Origin of the sequence: Brevibacillus fluminis, assembly GCF_052072235.1 — a bacterium.
In the GTDB taxonomy this organism is placed as follows: domain Bacteria; phylum Bacillota; class Bacilli; order Brevibacillales; family Brevibacillaceae; genus Brevibacillus_D; species Brevibacillus_D fluminis_A.
The window spans coordinates 2,114,945-2,129,614 of record NZ_CM125436.1; the positions used below are offsets into that span (position 1 = coordinate 2,114,945).

The 14,670-nt window shown below is 52.0% G+C and carries 16 protein-coding genes and 1 riboswitch; of the genes, 9 read left to right on the forward strand and 7 right to left on the reverse strand.

Annotation, left to right across the window (positions count from 1 at the left end):
* Positions 1-63 precede the first annotated feature (63 nt).
* Both ACTID9_RS10455 and ACTID9_RS10460 read right to left on the reverse strand, forming a co-directional pair.
* Entirely contained in the window at positions 64-1,083 is a 1,020-nt protein-coding gene (locus ACTID9_RS10455; RefSeq protein ID WP_441071190.1) for a cytochrome d ubiquinol oxidase subunit II, read from the reverse strand.
* Between the two features lie 12 nt (positions 1,084-1,095).
* Positions 1,096-2,445, reverse strand: a complete 1,350-nt coding sequence (locus tag ACTID9_RS10460; RefSeq protein ID WP_441071191.1) for a cytochrome ubiquinol oxidase subunit I — start codon at positions 2,443-2,445, stop codon at positions 1,096-1,098.
* A gap of 140 nt (positions 2,446-2,585) precedes the next feature.
* Here ACTID9_RS10460 and ACTID9_RS10465 point away from each other — a divergent pair, with 140 nt between their 5' ends.
* Entirely contained in the window at positions 2,586-2,786 is a 201-nt protein-coding gene (locus ACTID9_RS10465) for a hypothetical protein (protein WP_441071192.1), read from the forward strand.
* Positions 2,787-2,807: 21 nt separating this feature from the next.
* On the opposite strand, the gene ACTID9_RS10470 is transcribed toward ACTID9_RS10465, so the two are convergent.
* The gene (locus ACTID9_RS10470; protein WP_441071193.1) at positions 2,808-3,413 is read right to left on the reverse strand and encodes a TetR/AcrR family transcriptional regulator; all 606 of its coding nucleotides are present in this window, start codon (positions 3,411-3,413) and stop codon (positions 2,808-2,810) included.
* 197 nt (positions 3,414-3,610) lie between these two features.
* Here ACTID9_RS10470 and ACTID9_RS10475 point away from each other — a divergent pair, with 197 nt between their 5' ends.
* From ACTID9_RS10475 to ACTID9_RS10485, 3 genes are all read left to right on the forward strand, one after another.
* The gene (locus ACTID9_RS10475) at positions 3,611-4,420 is read left to right on the forward strand and encodes a tyrosine-protein phosphatase (protein ID WP_441071194.1); all 810 of its coding nucleotides are present in this window, start codon (positions 3,611-3,613) and stop codon (positions 4,418-4,420) included.
* A 31-nt stretch (positions 4,421-4,451) separates the two neighbouring features.
* Positions 4,452-4,994 (forward strand): hypothetical protein, encoded by a 543-nt coding sequence (locus ACTID9_RS10480; protein ID WP_441071195.1) that lies wholly within the window; start codon positions 4,452-4,454, stop codon positions 4,992-4,994.
* A gap of 207 nt (positions 4,995-5,201) precedes the next feature.
* Positions 5,202-5,669 (forward strand): DinB family protein, encoded by a 468-nt coding sequence (locus tag ACTID9_RS10485; RefSeq protein WP_441071196.1) that lies wholly within the window; start codon positions 5,202-5,204, stop codon positions 5,667-5,669.
* A gap of 230 nt (positions 5,670-5,899) precedes the next feature.
* On the opposite strand, the gene ACTID9_RS10490 is transcribed toward ACTID9_RS10485, so the two are convergent.
* On the reverse strand, positions 5,900-6,844 hold the full coding sequence (locus tag ACTID9_RS10490) for a helix-turn-helix transcriptional regulator (protein WP_441071197.1): 945 nt from the start codon (positions 6,842-6,844) through the stop codon (positions 5,900-5,902).
* Between the two features lie 45 nt (positions 6,845-6,889).
* Here ACTID9_RS10490 and ACTID9_RS10495 point away from each other — a divergent pair, with 45 nt between their 5' ends.
* Positions 6,890-7,756 (forward strand): alpha/beta fold hydrolase, encoded by an 867-nt coding sequence (locus ACTID9_RS10495; protein ID WP_441071198.1) that lies wholly within the window; start codon positions 6,890-6,892, stop codon positions 7,754-7,756.
* On the opposite strand, the gene ACTID9_RS10500 is transcribed toward ACTID9_RS10495, so the two are convergent.
* From ACTID9_RS10500 to ACTID9_RS10510, 3 genes are all read right to left on the reverse strand, one after another.
* Positions 7,753-8,073: a hypothetical protein gene (locus ACTID9_RS10500; RefSeq protein WP_441071199.1), complete on the reverse strand. Its 321-nt coding sequence runs from the start codon at positions 8,071-8,073 to the stop codon at positions 7,753-7,755. The genes ACTID9_RS10495 and ACTID9_RS10500 overlap by 4 nt on opposite strands.
* An 86-nt stretch (positions 8,074-8,159) precedes the next feature.
* Positions 8,160-8,248: riboswitch (cyclic di-GMP riboswitch) on the reverse strand.
* A 172-nt stretch (positions 8,249-8,420) separates the two neighbouring features.
* Entirely contained in the window at positions 8,421-9,890 is a 1,470-nt protein-coding gene (locus ACTID9_RS10505) for a methyl-accepting chemotaxis protein (RefSeq protein WP_441071200.1), read from the reverse strand.
* The gene (locus ACTID9_RS10510; RefSeq protein ID WP_441071201.1) at positions 9,872-10,429 is read right to left on the reverse strand and encodes a GNAT family N-acetyltransferase; all 558 of its coding nucleotides are present in this window, start codon (positions 10,427-10,429) and stop codon (positions 9,872-9,874) included. The genes ACTID9_RS10505 and ACTID9_RS10510 overlap by 19 nt, the downstream gene beginning before the upstream one ends.
* A gap of 319 nt (positions 10,430-10,748) precedes the next feature.
* Here ACTID9_RS10510 and ACTID9_RS10515 point away from each other — a divergent pair, with 319 nt between their 5' ends.
* From ACTID9_RS10515 to ACTID9_RS10530, 4 genes are all read left to right on the forward strand, one after another.
* The gene (locus tag ACTID9_RS10515) at positions 10,749-11,039 is read left to right on the forward strand and encodes a twin-arginine translocase TatA/TatE family subunit (protein ID WP_441071202.1); all 291 of its coding nucleotides are present in this window, start codon (positions 10,749-10,751) and stop codon (positions 11,037-11,039) included.
* Between the two features lie 359 nt (positions 11,040-11,398).
* Positions 11,399-11,989 carry a TetR/AcrR family transcriptional regulator gene (locus ACTID9_RS10520; RefSeq protein ID WP_441071203.1) on the forward strand — a complete coding sequence of 197 codons (591 nt, stop codon included), beginning with the start codon at positions 11,399-11,401 and terminating at the stop codon, positions 11,987-11,989.
* Between the two features lie 20 nt (positions 11,990-12,009).
* Positions 12,010-12,639 carry an HXXEE domain-containing protein gene (locus ACTID9_RS10525; RefSeq protein ID WP_441071204.1) on the forward strand — a complete coding sequence of 210 codons (630 nt, stop codon included), beginning with the start codon at positions 12,010-12,012 and terminating at the stop codon, positions 12,637-12,639.
* A 172-nt stretch (positions 12,640-12,811) separates the two neighbouring features.
* Positions 12,812-14,464, forward strand: a complete 1,653-nt coding sequence (locus tag ACTID9_RS10530) for an ABC transporter substrate-binding protein (protein ID WP_441071205.1) — start codon at positions 12,812-12,814, stop codon at positions 14,462-14,464.
* Positions 14,465-14,670 lie beyond the last annotated feature (206 nt).

Consider the following 14,670-nt stretch of genomic DNA (forward strand, 5'->3'; position numbering starts at 1 on the left):
AAAAACCCGCTGGCGCCACTTGGCCAACGGGTTTTTTGCGCGTGTTGATCGGTAGCCGCACCGTCACGACCCTCTCCCGCGCTGCACATAATCCGCATTGAAAATAAACAGCCGCATCAGCAAATAAAGCGACGGGATCAACAGCAACAGCCCGCCGATAAAGGCGGCGATGAGCGCAGCGCCCATCGCTTCGCTGGTTACCCCGGATTCAATGGTCAGATGCGGATAAAGCAAATAAGGCAGATGCGAGCGGCCATACCCGAAAAACGCGAAGGCGAACTGCAGCATCACGAAGATGAATGCCGTCCCGTACCATTTCCGCTGAATGTAGAGGGCCAGCGCGACCAAAAAACAGCCCAGCGATGCGATGAACATCCAGCTCATGTCCAGCATCCGCTCGAAATGCTCCGGGTTGTGATTGCGCAGCGTGAAAAAGGCGAAAAAGCTGAAGAAAATCGTAGGCAAGCTGTTGTACAGCGCGAATTTGCGCAATAGCTCGCCGGCATCCATATCTTTTGCCCGATCGGCGTAATAGGCCAGAAACGATGCGCTGATAAACAGGACGCTCGTGAGCGCCAAAAAAACAACGACCCAGGAGTATGGGTTTTTGACCAGCGCGCCCGGCAGCAGCTCGACGTTTCGCCCTTGCACAGAAATGAAGCCGCCCTCGGAAATGGTCATCAGCGTCGCGAGCGATGCCGGGATAAACAGGCCGGAAACACCATAGGCGAACAAATAAAAAATATTTTTCCGCGCGCCATAGTTGGCGAACGCATAAAAGGAACCGCGGATACACAAGAGCACCAGGGCGATGCTCCCGGGCACAAGCAGGGCGACCCCATACACGTAGGCGACATCAGGGAAAAAGCTGATGACCGCGTACACGAAAAAAATCAGAAACACGTTCGTCACCTCCCAGACCGGGGAGAGGTAGCGCTCGATGATTTTGTTGATGATATGGTCGCGCCGCGTCAGCTTGGCGTAAAAGGAAAAGAAACCGGCGCCGAAATCGATCGAGGCGACGATCAAATAGCCGTACAAGAAGACCCATGCGATGATAACGCCTATCTCATGTAATTCCATTCGCTCTCTCCTCTACAGAATGATCTTTTTGGCTTCCAGCTCCATCTCGGGGGGCGTCTGCCGAAACAGGCGGATCAGCACCCTTACGACCAGCACGCCCAAAAACGCGTAAAGCAGGACAAACAAGACCAGCATTTCCGGCAAGTAAGCCGCCTGCGTGGCGGCCTCGCTTGTCCGCATGTATCCGCGCAAAATCCATGGCTGGCGCCCGACCTCCGCATAAATCCAGCCGCATTCCATCGCTAGCACGGCAAACGGGCCGCCTGCCATGATCAAGGCCAAAAATGGGCGGTTCCATTTCGTCAGGCGCATCAGCTTCCCGCGCTTTTGCGCCAGCGTGACCACGACATACACGAGCGATATGACCAAGAGGTACGTCCCCAGGCCCACCATCAGATCAAAGAAATAATGGATATAGAGTGGCGGCCATTGGTCGCGTGGAAACTGGTCCAGGCCGATCACGGTCGCATCAGGCGTACCTTTCGCCAAAATGCTGAGCGCAAACGGCAAGCCGAGGGCATACTCCACCTGCAGCGTATCGGGATGCAGAATCCCGCCGACAATCAGCTTTGCCCGTTCTTCCGTATGGAAATGCCACTCCCCGGCGGCCAGTTTTTCCGGTTGATAGTCTGCCAGAAATTTTCCAGACAAGTCACCGATAAACGTATTGGCGAGCGAGAAAAGCAAACCCAGCACCATCGTGAAATGCAGAGCCTTTTTGTAATATACATGCTTTTTGCTGCGGTACAAGTGGAATGCGGCAAGCATGGCCAAGACGAACGACACGGTCAAAAAAGCGGAAGAGAGCACATGCGCCACTTTGGATGGGGTGGCCGGGTTGAACATCGCGAGCCACGGATCGATCCGGGTAATGGTTCCGCCCGCAAGCGTGAAGCCCTGCGGGGTATTCATGAACGCATTGACCGTCGTGATGAAAAAGGCCGACCCGACGGAGCCGATCATGATCGGGATGGAGAGTACCCAGTGGAGCCACGGATTTTTGAAACGATCCCAGGTGTACAGGTAAACGCCTAAAAAGATCGCCTCGAAAAAGAAGGCGAACGTCTCCAAAAAGAGCGGGAGCCCGATCACTTTGCCTGCAACCTGCATGAAGCCGGGCCAAAGAAAGACAAGCTGAAGCGCGATGCACGTGCCCGTGACGACACCGATCGCGACGGTAATGACGTAGCCGCGCGCCCACCTGCGGGCGAGCAGATGGTAGTGCGGGTCTTTTTTGCGCAGCCCGATGAATTCCGCAAGCGAGATGAAAAGCGGCATCCCGACACCGAGCGTCGCGAAAATGATATGAAAGCCGAGTGTGATAAAGGTCAACAGTCGCGCGAGGACGATTTGGTCAAACATGGAGCGATCTCCTTTCCGGTCACGACCGAATCAGTTTGGCGAGCAGCGAGAGCAAGAGGAGCAAGGAGACGGCAAACGAGAGGAGCGCCAGTTTTTTCTCCTGATTTTGCACAGACTTCATCCGCGAATCCCTCCAATACATGCGTTATCGTTCCCGCAGCCGCTCGTATTTATGCAATCTTTACCAATCGAAAGGGAGGCTGCAAGCTGCGGGCGCGATGCGGCAATTAAAAAAAGGAGGGCGTCCCCTCCTTTTTGGCATGGCGATTCATTTGACGATGGAGTGCAGTTGGATGCAGGCAGGCAAGCGGATCGATCCGCACGAGCTGCCGCGTGCCTGACCTGCCCAGACAAGCTTGCTATCATTCCCGTGTGTCCTTGATCATGCCGTCGGTCACGTAATCGATTATCTTTTCGATCACTTGGTCGAAGAGCGGCTCGCCGATCTTGTCTTTGTGGAACCGCAGCAGCATGACCGCTTTCATGATGCCCACGACAACCGCCGGGTCCTGTTTCGGCAATATGCCTTTGTGCATCAGCGCTTGCACCGCTTCGATGCCTTTTGCCGTATCTTCATAGGCCAGTTCCTCGGCCAAATGCTTGGGCAGCTTGCGAACGAGCCGCTCGTGTTCACCGTCTTGGAACACGCGCTGAAAAAACGGGTTCTCATCGGCATAGCGAAAGGAGGCGATGAAGAAGGAGGTCAGCAGTTCTTTCGGGCTGAGCGATTCTCCCAGCAGCTTGCCGATCAACAGCTTGCGAACCTCCTCTTCGTTTTTGAGAATCGCGTAATACAGCTCTTCTTTCGAGGCGAAAAATTTATAAAATGTGCCTTTGCCGATCCCGCATGCGAGGATGATGTCGTCGATGCTCGTTTTGGCGAGGCCGTATTGGATGAACAGCTCTTTTCCTTTGACCAGCAGCGACTCGCGAACGCGCTCTTTTTCTTGTTCTGTGAATTTAGGCATCGGTTTGCTCCATTTCGAATTTCTATGACTTTTTATGGACTTTTGGTCACAGAATAACTATACTATATTGTAATGATTTCCATGATGGAAGTAAATTGGCTGTACGATGAGGCAGTCTTTTCTTTTGGAATTTATGTGACTAAAAATACACAAATAGTCGCATGTATCGATCGGCACCACACGAAAGGAGAATCATCATGACAAACAGGCAAATCGAAGCGAGCCATGCATTTACGGGCCTTTCCAATTTTCGCGACGTTGGGGGACGAAAAACGGAGGAAGGGCGGTATGTCAAGCAAGGCGTGCTGTACCGCTCGGAGGATTTATCCCGCCTGACGGAAGCGGATGTTGAGACGATGCGCGGTCTTGGCATCCGTATGGTCATCGATGTGCGCACGGCGGGCGAACGCAAGTCAAAGCCGGGCAAACTTGCGACGGAACAAGGGATCACGACGGTCAACCTGCCGTTCACGGACCGTAGTCAGGAGCTTTCGCGGCTTCAGTTTTTTTCGATGCTGACGCTGCGGGCGCGGGAGCTTGATTTTGAAAAAATCATGAAAGACATGTATGATAAAATGGCATTTGACAGTCAGCGGCAAATCCAGGGCGTGATCGCGCTCCTCGCACAGCAAACGAATTTGCCGGCGCTCATCCATTGTACGGGCGGCAAAGACCGCACGGGATTTCTCTGTGCCGTGATCCAATTGCTGCTCGGCGTTCCTTACGCACAGGTGCTGGACGATTACTTGCTGTCCAACGACCGGATTGCCCATCGGATGAAGCGGATGGAACGGTTTATTCGCATGGCCAGCCTGTTTCAGCTCTCACCCGAACGCATCAAGCCATTGCTCGAGGTGCGGCGCGACTATCTGGACGATGTGATACAGGCGGTTTTGGCGCGTCATGGCACGATGGAAGCGTATCTCACACGCGATTGCCAGATCGATCCGAAAGACTTGCAGCAGGTAAAACAACTGTTGCTAGACGACGAGGCAATCATGCGCTGAGTCCAAAATAGAAAGAGAAAAGAGGTCATGGATGAAGCTGAATATCGATCCCGATCAATTTATCGAGCGCGTGACGGAAGCGAAGGACCCGATCGTGTCGCTGATAAAAGGCCATCTGTTCATCGAGGCGGGGCTGATTGAGCTGATCAAGCTCGCCTGTGTCAATCAGGACACCTTTGATCCGGCAACCCTCAATTTTCCGAACAAAGTCAGGCTGGCTTGCGCATTGGGCCTCATTGAAAAAGATGAAATCCGTCCGTTTTTGTTTCTCAATGACCTGCGCAATTCCCTCGCGCACCATTTGGACAAGGATCTCAATCCGAACGATGGCAGACGGCTGTACTCCATGCTGCGCAAGACGGAGCGGTTTGCCTTCGCCTTGCAGCATCACCCTGTGTTGAAGCGCGACCCCGATTACATCAACCCGAACGAGTTTCCCGATATTTTGCATATTTGCCTGATCCATTTTGTCGCGATTCTGGATGTGAGCATCACGCATTTTCGCACGAGGCATCCCGCCAAACATACGCTGCCGTTCACGCCGGCCTTTTACAGCAGAGAGAAGCGCCCGTGACGGCACGACCTGCCAATCAAGACGGCCTCCCTTTTCGCAAGGGGGGATTTTTTCTGTCAAAAAACGCAGGCACAGGTCAGCCCATCGATCGTTTTCACTACTGATTTTGATCGGAAAGGCGTGATTGATGGGGAGAAAAGCCAAACGGTATACTGAGGATGCAAATGAGGAAATACAAAAAATCCCAAATAAACGGAGGAATCAACCATGTCCCAAGCCATTATCCACACAGGAAAATCGGTTCGCCAAATCGCCATCCACCAGTTGGGAGCCTTGGACGAAGCGCTGTTCGACATTCAGCCGAAAGGGTGCAACAATACGATCCGCTGGAATGTGGGCCATATCGTCGTCGCTCTTGATTATTTCCTTTCGCTGGCGTTTCCGTTCAATACAGAATTGCCGGAAGCGTACAGCGCCTTGTTTCACACCGGAACGAAACCGGCAGACTGGATGCAGGCACCTCCAGCCAAAGAAGAGCTGCTCCACGATTTGACGAAGCAGCTGCGAGCGCTCGATGAAGTATCGCCGGCGCTTTTGGATGAGGCGCTGCGTAAACCGATCGAGATGGGACCCTTGACGTTTCGAACAGCGGGGGAGGTCGTGAATTTCGCGTTTGCCCATGAGGCGATGCATCTCGGCACGATTGCGACGCTCGCGAAAGCAGCGCAGCAGTAACAGGAAGATAAAACTTTCAGCCCCATCTAAACCTTAATTTACTTTTATTAAAAAAACTCCCTGTTTTAGCAACATTTAGGTGCTTGGATTGCTCGGGTTTGCTTCCATCAAATAAGCAAGAGGAAACGCAGTTTTCCTCGATCAAACCAGCCACATGCGGCTGGTTTTTTCTTTTCACAAAAAAATCGAGCAACTATTGAAATGCTGTCACGATCTGTCACCATTTCCGGTTACGATGACGGGAGAATTCCACTCCCATAGCGTTGCTGCAAAGCGCCAAGCTCGGTTTGCAAATAGTCGATGACCTGTATCGGCTGCTCGACGGTCGCTTCCTGCCCCAAGCCGAGGATGAAGCGGCTGACCCACTCGACATCCGTTGCAAAAATCTTGGTGTCGATCGTGCCTGTGCCGTCTTCCTGATAGTGGATCAAATTGCCGAACTCATGATGCCAATCGGCCAGTTTGCAGCCTCTTGCCGTCAGTCTCACCAAAAGGCGCAGCTCCGGCTGTTCCTGGTCATCATCGATCTGCGGCACGGCAGGGAGCGGAGGCTCGGTCAGCACGGTGTACGATTGAATGCGGTCGACGCGCAAGGATACGTTTTTTTGCCGCAGCCGGCAGAAGCAGCGACAGTACCAATAGCCATTGAATGCGTACAGGTAATAGGGATGAATGATCCGCTTGCTCTTGCGCTGCAAGGAGTCGTATTCGATGTGAACCGCATGCTGTTCGAGCGCCGCATCGAGCAGCGGGCGCAAAAACGGCGCCTGGGTAACGCGGCGCGGGTTGCGCATAAATACTTTTTGCCGCAGCAGCTCGATTTTTTGCGTCGCTTCCGGCGGCAAAATCGCGAACAGCTTGGCGATGACAGAAAGCGTCTCTTTTTCAAACGGCTTGTCTGTATAGTGGAGAAACGATTCATAAGAAATGATGAGAGCCACTGCCTCTTCGAGCGTGAATGTGACGGGGGGAAGCGTATGTTTGCGCGCCAGGCTGTATCCACCTCCTGGGCCGGGTGTCGCCTGCAGCGGGACGCCGGATTCGCTCAGCAGGTGAAGATCGCGAAGCATCGTCCGGTGGGAGACGGAAAAGGTGTCGGCCAGCTCTTTTACCGTAAAGGTTTTTTTGGAATTCAGGAGTGAGAGCAGTTCGAGCAAACGTCCCGTTCGCTTCATAGGGATACCTCTTTTCTACCAATAACTGTGAAAGGTGAGATCATCATGAAACGTGTAGCTGTCTATCAAGCGCAAACCAAATTGCAAGTATGGGAAGGCGAGCGGAAGGGAGAATCGCTCCTATTCCTTCATCCCCAAGGGAGTCGCTCAAGTATTTGGGACGAGATGCTGCCCCATTTCGCGGACAAGTACCATCCGGTCAGCATGGATATGCGGGGGCATGGGGAGTCGGATTTTGCTGATGAAGGGTATGACATCGAGACGATGTGCCGCGATATTCTCGCTGTGCTCGATCAGCTGCAGATTCCCAAAGCGCATCTTATCGGCAATTCGTTAGGCGGTGATTTCGCCGTGTTTTTCGCCGCCTTTCATCCGGAGCGAACGGCATCGCTTTGTTTGCTGGATGCCGGCATGATCAACTATATCGGGCCGGACGGCGAACGGGATCTCACCCGTGAGGAGGTTCTCGCCGAGTTTGCCCAGCGGCCGATCAAGGCATTCGAACCCGGGGAGGACATTGTTCCGGACAATCTCGAGCGGTGGGTGCCGTGGGAGGGGTATTTTGCAAAATGGTTTCAGCATACGTCGCGGTATCCGCTGCCGGATGGACGCATCGCCTACCAAATCCCCACACGGATCAATCTGCAAATCATGGAGACGGTGTGCGATCTGCGCTATGAAGAGGCGTATGGCCGCATCCGCTGTCCGATCCTGTTCCTGCCGGCGGAAACGGAGCCAAAGCTTTCGCTGAAGCTGCAAATGATCGAACGGGTGCCAGCCGACATCTTGACCAAAACGGTCGTGCTGGCTGACTCTCGCCATCTCATGCCGCTCGATCAGGTGATCGCGACTGCCAGGGAAATCAGGACGTTCCTTGCAGAAATCGCGCAAGCCAGAGCGGCTGGCTGTTAATCCGTAATGTATTCCTCCAAACGCTGGGCAACGATCTTGGGGTCGGCATCGAGGTGAAACAGGATCGCCAGATTGCTCGTGGATGTGATGCTTTTTCTTGTGGCGTGGTACAGCGTTGGTTTTTGCTGTTTGATAAAGCTCATGATTTCAATCGTCGGGGGAATAAACGTATTCACGCGTAAAAGGCCGTTCAGCATGGCGATGAGGCTTTTGATCGAGGCGGGATCATCCTGGTCGTTCATATTCAAAATCGTCTGAAGGAATTCGCGGATATACTTTTTCTTCGCTTCTTCCGGTGTTATGTCACTTCTTCTCAAATGGAGTCCCCCTTGGCTGGCGCTGATCGAAAACAGAAAAAGACCCAAGTGCATAAGCATCCTGGATCGACGTGTCGGGTCCAAAATGCGGCAACCTGGCAATCATAGAGGGGTTCCCTCCGTAGACCCACGGCTTTGCGTCCCATCCTTTCGGCATGGTTTGCCTTTTTCGCAATCGATCATGAAATTGGATAAAATACATTACTTTTATACCATGCGAAACGGAGGTTTGTCACGGAGAAATACGCATTGCTTCAAAATCGTAATCGAGAGGTGATAGGAAAAAAGTGGGAGATAAAACAAGCCGCGAGCTGTGCATGAATCACAGTCGCGGCTTGTTGGTTTCGCTACAGCTTTTGCTGGCTCATCTGTTTTTCAATCGAGTCGAAATCGTGGATCATTTGCAAAATGCCGGAGTGCTGCTCGCGGATCATTTTCAAGATCGCTTCGAGGTGCTGCTGATTGTTGCGGGAAATGTCGGTCACTGAATCGACTTTGGAATAGACTTCTTGCATCGTCGCCTGCAAGCCGAACAAGAAGTCTTGCAAATGCTGCGATTTGGCGGAGAAGTTTTGCATGTGTTGGGTGATTTCATGGAAAATGGTTTTCACATTTTGCATGCTGGCATGGTTTTTCTGGATAAAGCCTTGGCTGTTGACGATCTGTTCGGTCGCCTGCGTTGTAAAAGACTTGATCTCAAGCAACAGCTCGGAGATGGACAGGGTCGAGTCTTTCGAGCCTTCCGCCAGCTTGCGCACTTCCTCGGCAACGACGGCAAATCCGCGGCCATGCTCGCCCGCGCGCGCCGCTTCGATCGACGCATTCAACGCGAGCAGGTTGGTTTGCTGTGAAATGTCCGTCACGACTTTGATGATTCGCTCGATGCTTTCCGTGCGCTCCTCCAGTTGGCCCATCAATGTCGCCGCGGTTTCGATCGAGTGATTGAAGATATGGAGGTCGCTCTCCAGCTTGTCCAACTCGGCGCCGCTTGCTTCCGCTGATTCCAGCGTGTCTTTGGAATAGGAGTAGATCATTTGCGATGAGCTGCTCACCTCATCGACGCGCATGTTCGTCGCTGACATTTCGTTGCGGATTTCCGTGGAGTGCTCCATCTGTTCGCTAAACGATTCCGCCATGCGGTCGAGGCTCTTGACCAATGTGGTTGACATCTCGCTGGTGGCTGCCGCCTGGTTGTGCAGCTCTTGCTGGAAGCGCTGCACCGCTTTTAAGGAATCATTCATTTGCTGGAATGCTTTTTCCAACGTTTCCTTCGATTCAATCGCTTTGCGCCGCTGCTCTTCCACTTCCTTGCGCAGGCCGCGGTTGAAATTGCTCTGCGAATTGAAGCACGCCATCATGAAAAGAAAGATCACAACGGTAAAGACCAATTCCGAAATTTCCACGGACGGAAAAATGTTCGCAGCATCAAACAGGAAGAAGTAGGCAGCAGAGCTTGCAGCCAGGATACCCGCAATCACATTGACCACTTTGCTTTGATAGATCGCCATGATCGCGACGTAGAAAAAGAGAAACATGAAGCTTGTCAGCACCGGGTCCAGCACAATCGTCAAGTGAATGTAAATCCCGATGATGATGACATTGGCGTACCTTACAAATGAAGCGGTTTTTTCGCGCAGCGCTTTGCTGAATGATAAATACCAGAGCGTGCCGAAAATGGTGTAACCGATGAGTGACGCGATGACCACGAACATCAGGTCGTTCCCCGTAAGGAGATTGGTGACCATGGAAAGCGTGAGAATCACCAGGACAAACTGAAGAATCCAAAGATTTTGCCTGCTCATGAGATGACGGTCCATCGAGGAAGCCTCCGTTTTTCGTTGATTTCTTGCGGGTAGAAAAGCCAAGGATAGTCGGATTTGTTCCGATAAATGCGGGAAATGTGCAGAATGGCCGGAATAAACGGTGACCCCTTGTAATTGATGGCTTGATCGATGCGGGTGAGCGGCATCTTGTATGTAATTTTCAAGGCCCGGAAAAAAACAGGATTGTTCACGCTTATTACATGTTCATAGCCATGCTCTTCGCAGTATTTCACACTGAGCGAGATCGCTTTCGTTCCCAAACTGCCGCGGTATTGCGGAAGCACGGCAATCGTCGGGATATCGACGACCGACAAGTCTCTGATGTAGGGGGAAAACAGCTCGCGTATGATCGGATCGCTTTTTTCCAAGGGAGAAGCTTCCAAAACCGCGCCCCATTCGCCATCCTCCGCCTGGAGCAAAAATTTATCCGTACCTTCAAAACGCTCGCGAGCGTAGCTTTTCTCCGCCCAGACAAAGTCTACAATCGAATAGAAGATAGCAAGCTCAGATGCTGTACGTACCTGCTTGTACATGAGGACCTCCTTGAACGTAGCAAGATGTAGGGTAGGATATTGCAGCGTACCCTCATGTCGGATCAATCATTTCCTGTATTTGGTTCTTGACTTTTTCTACGTCTCATTTTATTACTGAGTTTCCAGTTTTTCAATGAGTTTGCAGGTAATAGGGTATGGATTTAAAAAAGTTTCATTATTCCGAAATATGAAAGCGGTGGAAATGGAAGAAAACGGCGTGCAGAAGAGGATTGTCACAAAATATATGCGTTTTTCCATGATTCTGCCGAAATTGGCTGCTATACTGAAAAAAAACGGTGCCCAATAGAGGTGATCAATCGTGCATATACCGAGTTTGACCGGAATTTTATTTTTATTGCTCGTTGGCCTGGTGCTATTCGGCCCGTCCAAGCTTCCGCAGCTGGGCAGGGCGGTTGGTTCCACATTGAAAGAATTCAAGCTGGCTTCGCAAGGACTGTTGAGCGATGATGCACCCAAAGCGAGCACGGTGGAAGAAAAAGCGCCAGTGAAGCAATCGGAGCAAGAATTGCGCGTGCAGATCGAGAAGGAGATTCGTGCGCAGATGGAAGCGGAGAGCAGGGCGGCCGCGCAGCCATCTAAGCCGATATAATCGGGTAATGACAAAACATCCGTTCCAGCTCGGGGCGGATGTTTTTTGTCGTTGGTTGCAACCGATGAAATGAGGACGCTGCCGCAGTAGCGGCGCACAATGCCAGCGCCCGTTTTCAGACGTTTGTAAGCAAGCTCCCTCTTTGTTTGCGGCACATATGGAATGGAATCAAGCAGCAAGGTTGATCCTTCGATCAGTCTTGCTGTTTTTTCGAAAGGAGCAACTCAACGATCTCGATGCGGATGTACAAAATAAAAAAACAATTGCGCATGGCGCGCACAAGTGCTAGCATTCAATTAAACGATGTTTAAAACATTGTTTGAAATGAACTTCTGCTTACCGGTAAGAGGAGGTCGTGCATGTCACAGATGGATCGAAATAGCGAAACAAAGGACAAAATTTTGCAAACCACGCTGGAGTTGGTGAAGCGTGAAGGCTTTGAAGGAGTGACTGTGCGCAAGATTGCCGCAGAATCCGGGACCAACCTGTCATTGGTCAATTATTATTTCGGCTCCAAAGACAAGCTGATCAGCGAAGCGATCAAGGTCTTGCTCAGCAGCTTTCAAAGCACGTTCGAGATTCTCGACGACGCTACCCTTGCACCCAAGAAACGCCTCAAACGATTTTTGCTCCAGTATGTCGGCGTCATCCAGCAGTATCCCGAACTGGTATCGCGCATCTTTGCCATCGGGGGGGCTGTGTTCGCCTCGCAGCAAGAATACGGCCAATTCCTCAAAACGATCGGCTTCGACAAAGTGAAGACGGTCCTTACAGACATAACGGGAGAAAGCGACCCCGAGTTGCTCATGATGATGATCATGCAAATTTTTGGCGCCGTCTTCCTCCCAACACTGCTGAAGTCGATTTTGGCGACGGGGGCTGATACCGAGATCGCCCCGCTGGAACAGCAAATCGATCTGTTGTTTGCACGCTATTTTCACGAGTCATAAGAAAATAGGGGGAGAAGAGCATGAACGCTTTACGGAAGTATTGGCAAGATTTCGGGCTTTTGGTGGCAATCGCCGTGGGAGTCTACCTGTTTATGGAGTGGGGGGTGCTAACCGCTCCAAGGCGCCTTCTGTGGCTGAGCTTCATCGCCATTTTGGTCCACCAATTCGAGGAATACAGGTGGCCCGGCTACTTTGGCGGGTTGTTCAACGGGCTGATTTTCCGCAGCGAACAGCCGGAGCGGTATCCGCTGAATCCGCAATCTGCGATGGTCATCAACATTGTGATCGCCTACCTGTTTTACCTGCTTCCCGTCGCTTTTCCGTCCGTTGTTTGGCTGGGACTGGCGCCCATATTCATGGGGTTCTTTCAGTTCATTTGGCATGGCATTTTCGCCAATGTAAAAGCGAAAACCATCTATAATCCCGGTTTGTTCTCCGTCGTCTTTTTGCACATTCCGATCGGGGGTTGGTATCTGGACGAGATCATCGCCGCACGCATGGTCACAGCATGGGATTGGATCATCGGGACCATCTATTTCATCGCGGCCGTCTATGTACTCATCGTCAAAGGAAATATGTGGCTGAAAAATAAAAACACGCCCTACCGCTTCACGCACCGACAAGTAGGGCCCTATGCGCACAAATCATAAGGAAACGAAAAACCGGACAAAGACTTGTCCGGTTTTTTCGCGCATGTCAACGTCGAACAAAACATGATAGAATTTTGCAGATGGGAAGATAAAATTGTAAAAATGTTCAGAAAATAAAAAGGATATAATGATTTCTATATATATTCATCAAGTATAAGATGGGGGGATTGGAATGAAAAGGCTATTGAAAAAATGGACGGTCGGTCCCATCGTGGCAAGCCTCGTGCTCGCTGCGGGATGTGCGAGCCAAACACCGGCAGAAGCGCCGACAAGCGCGGCGAAGACAGAAGGCGCAGAACAGCCGAAAGCGGCCGGAATGGGAGGAACGCTGACGTTCGGGCTCGGCTACGATATCGTTGCGGTCGATCCCGCTTTTGCCTATGACCCGTCGACCGATGCGGTGGTAGACCAGATCACGGAAGGGCTGCTGAAATATGATAAAAACTCCCAGCTCGCCCCCAACCTGGCGGAACGATGGGAGGCCAAAGACCCTGTCACCTATTTGTATTATTTGCGTAAGGACGTGACCTTCTCCGATGGCAGTCCAATGACAATCGACGACGTGATTTTTTCCATGGAGCGCACCAGAGACCCGAAAACGGCCTCCTATTTGGGCTGGATGTATGAAAATGTGGACAAAATCGAGAAGGCTGACGAATGGACGGTCAAAGTGACGCTGAAAAAGCCGGACGCGCTCTGGCGCTACGTCATGGGAACGCCGGCCGGCCACGTCATCAGCAAAAAATATTACGAAGCGCATAAAGACAATTTCGGCAAACCGGATGGCGGCGTGCTGGGCACAGGCCCATTCAAGTATGTCAGCTGGAAAACAGGAAGCGAAATCGTCCTGGAGAAAAACACGAACTATTGGGATAAAACGGGCGGCCCTTACCTGGATAAAGTCGTCTACAAAGTCATCCCCGAAGGAACGACGCGCGTGACCGGATTGAAAACGGGGCAGATCAACATGCTGATCGGGCTGCCGCTCGATTTGGTGGAAGTCGTAGAGGGGATGGACAATGTAAACATCCAGAAGGTGGATGGCTTGCGCAATGACGTGATCGCCTTCAATACCCAGCGCAAGCCGTTCACCGACGTGAAAGTGCGGCAAGCGATGAACTACGCTCTCGACAAGCAGAAAATCATGGACCAGATCGTCCGTGGAATGGGTATGCCGGCACGCGCCGTCCCTGTTTCCCCGACGCTTTGGACGTTTGCCAAAGACAAGTGGGAAGCTGCTTACAAGGAACTGCCCGATTACGCGTACAATCTGGACAAAGCCAAGCAGCTGCTGGCCGAATCAAGCGTGCCGAACGGCTTCAGCGCCAAAATTTTGACCGACAATGACACGCTGAAGATCAATGCCGTGCTCGCGCTGCAAGCGGCGGTCAAACCGCTCGGCATCAATCTGGAGATCGAGAAGGTGACCGGTGAGGAATTGACGACACGCGGATTCGGCGGGGCGCGCGACTATGATATTATTGCCAACGACTGGGGCTCGGATTTCCCTGATCCGTCCGGCAATTTGGTGCCGATTTTCCATTCCGCCTATGTAGGCGAGGGCGGGGCGAACTATGCCAACTACCGCAATCCCGAGCTGGACAAACTTTTGGATGAGCAAAGCAAGCTGATTGATGACAACAAGCGGGCAGATTTGATGATCCAAGCCGAGAAAATCATCGCCGAGGAAACGCCCTGGATCATGATCGACCATCCGAAGCAGATCATGGTGACCACAAAAGGGGTAGAGGGCGTAGACGGCTACAAGGATACGCCGCTCTGGACATGGAACGCCTATATGAAAGACATCAAAATCGTTCAATAAGCCTTTATGAAGCACAAAAAAACCGACAGGCAGCGACTGCGAGCCTGCCGGTTTTTTTGTGTAGGTGCAACGCGGCTTAAGCCAAAAGCATGGCGCAGCCATTTTGGCGCGCAGGAACGGAACAAAGTGGATATCATAACCGAACCAGCGAGGTGCAAACTAGATACAGAAACTGTAGGTTCATGCGTCATTTGCCAGAACAATTG

Coding starts and splice junctions, on each gene's coding strand:
- ACTID9_RS10480 (WP_441071195.1), top strand. CDS start 4,452: ATGAAGCTGAATATCGATCCCGATCAATTTATCGAGCGCGTGACGGAA.
- ACTID9_RS10455 (WP_441071190.1), bottom strand. CDS start 1,083: ATGGAATTACATGAGATAGGCGTTATCATCGCATGGGTCTTCTTGTAC.
- ACTID9_RS10530 (WP_441071205.1), top strand. CDS start 12,812: ATGAAAAGGCTATTGAAAAAATGGACGGTCGGTCCCATCGTGGCAAGC.
- ACTID9_RS10485 (WP_441071196.1), top strand. CDS start 5,202: ATGTCCCAAGCCATTATCCACACAGGAAAATCGGTTCGCCAAATCGCC.
- ACTID9_RS10475 (WP_441071194.1), top strand. CDS start 3,611: ATGACAAACAGGCAAATCGAAGCGAGCCATGCATTTACGGGCCTTTCC.
- ACTID9_RS10460 (WP_441071191.1), bottom strand. CDS start 2,445: ATGTTTGACCAAATCGTCCTCGCGCGACTGTTGACCTTTATCACACTC.
- ACTID9_RS10505 (WP_441071200.1), bottom strand. CDS start 9,890: ATGGACCGTCATCTCATGAGCAGGCAAAATCTTTGGATTCTTCAGTTT.
- ACTID9_RS10525 (WP_441071204.1), top strand. CDS start 12,010: ATGAACGCTTTACGGAAGTATTGGCAAGATTTCGGGCTTTTGGTGGCA.
- ACTID9_RS10465 (WP_441071192.1), top strand. CDS start 2,586: ATGCGTTATCGTTCCCGCAGCCGCTCGTATTTATGCAATCTTTACCAA.
- ACTID9_RS10495 (WP_441071198.1), top strand. CDS start 6,890: ATGAAACGTGTAGCTGTCTATCAAGCGCAAACCAAATTGCAAGTATGG.
- ACTID9_RS10510 (WP_441071201.1), bottom strand. CDS start 10,429: ATGTACAAGCAGGTACGTACAGCATCTGAGCTTGCTATCTTCTATTCG.
- ACTID9_RS10520 (WP_441071203.1), top strand. CDS start 11,399: ATGTCACAGATGGATCGAAATAGCGAAACAAAGGACAAAATTTTGCAA.
- ACTID9_RS10490 (WP_441071197.1), bottom strand. CDS start 6,844: ATGAAGCGAACGGGACGTTTGCTCGAACTGCTCTCACTCCTGAATTCC.
- ACTID9_RS10470 (WP_441071193.1), bottom strand. CDS start 3,413: ATGCCTAAATTCACAGAACAAGAAAAAGAGCGCGTTCGCGAGTCGCTG.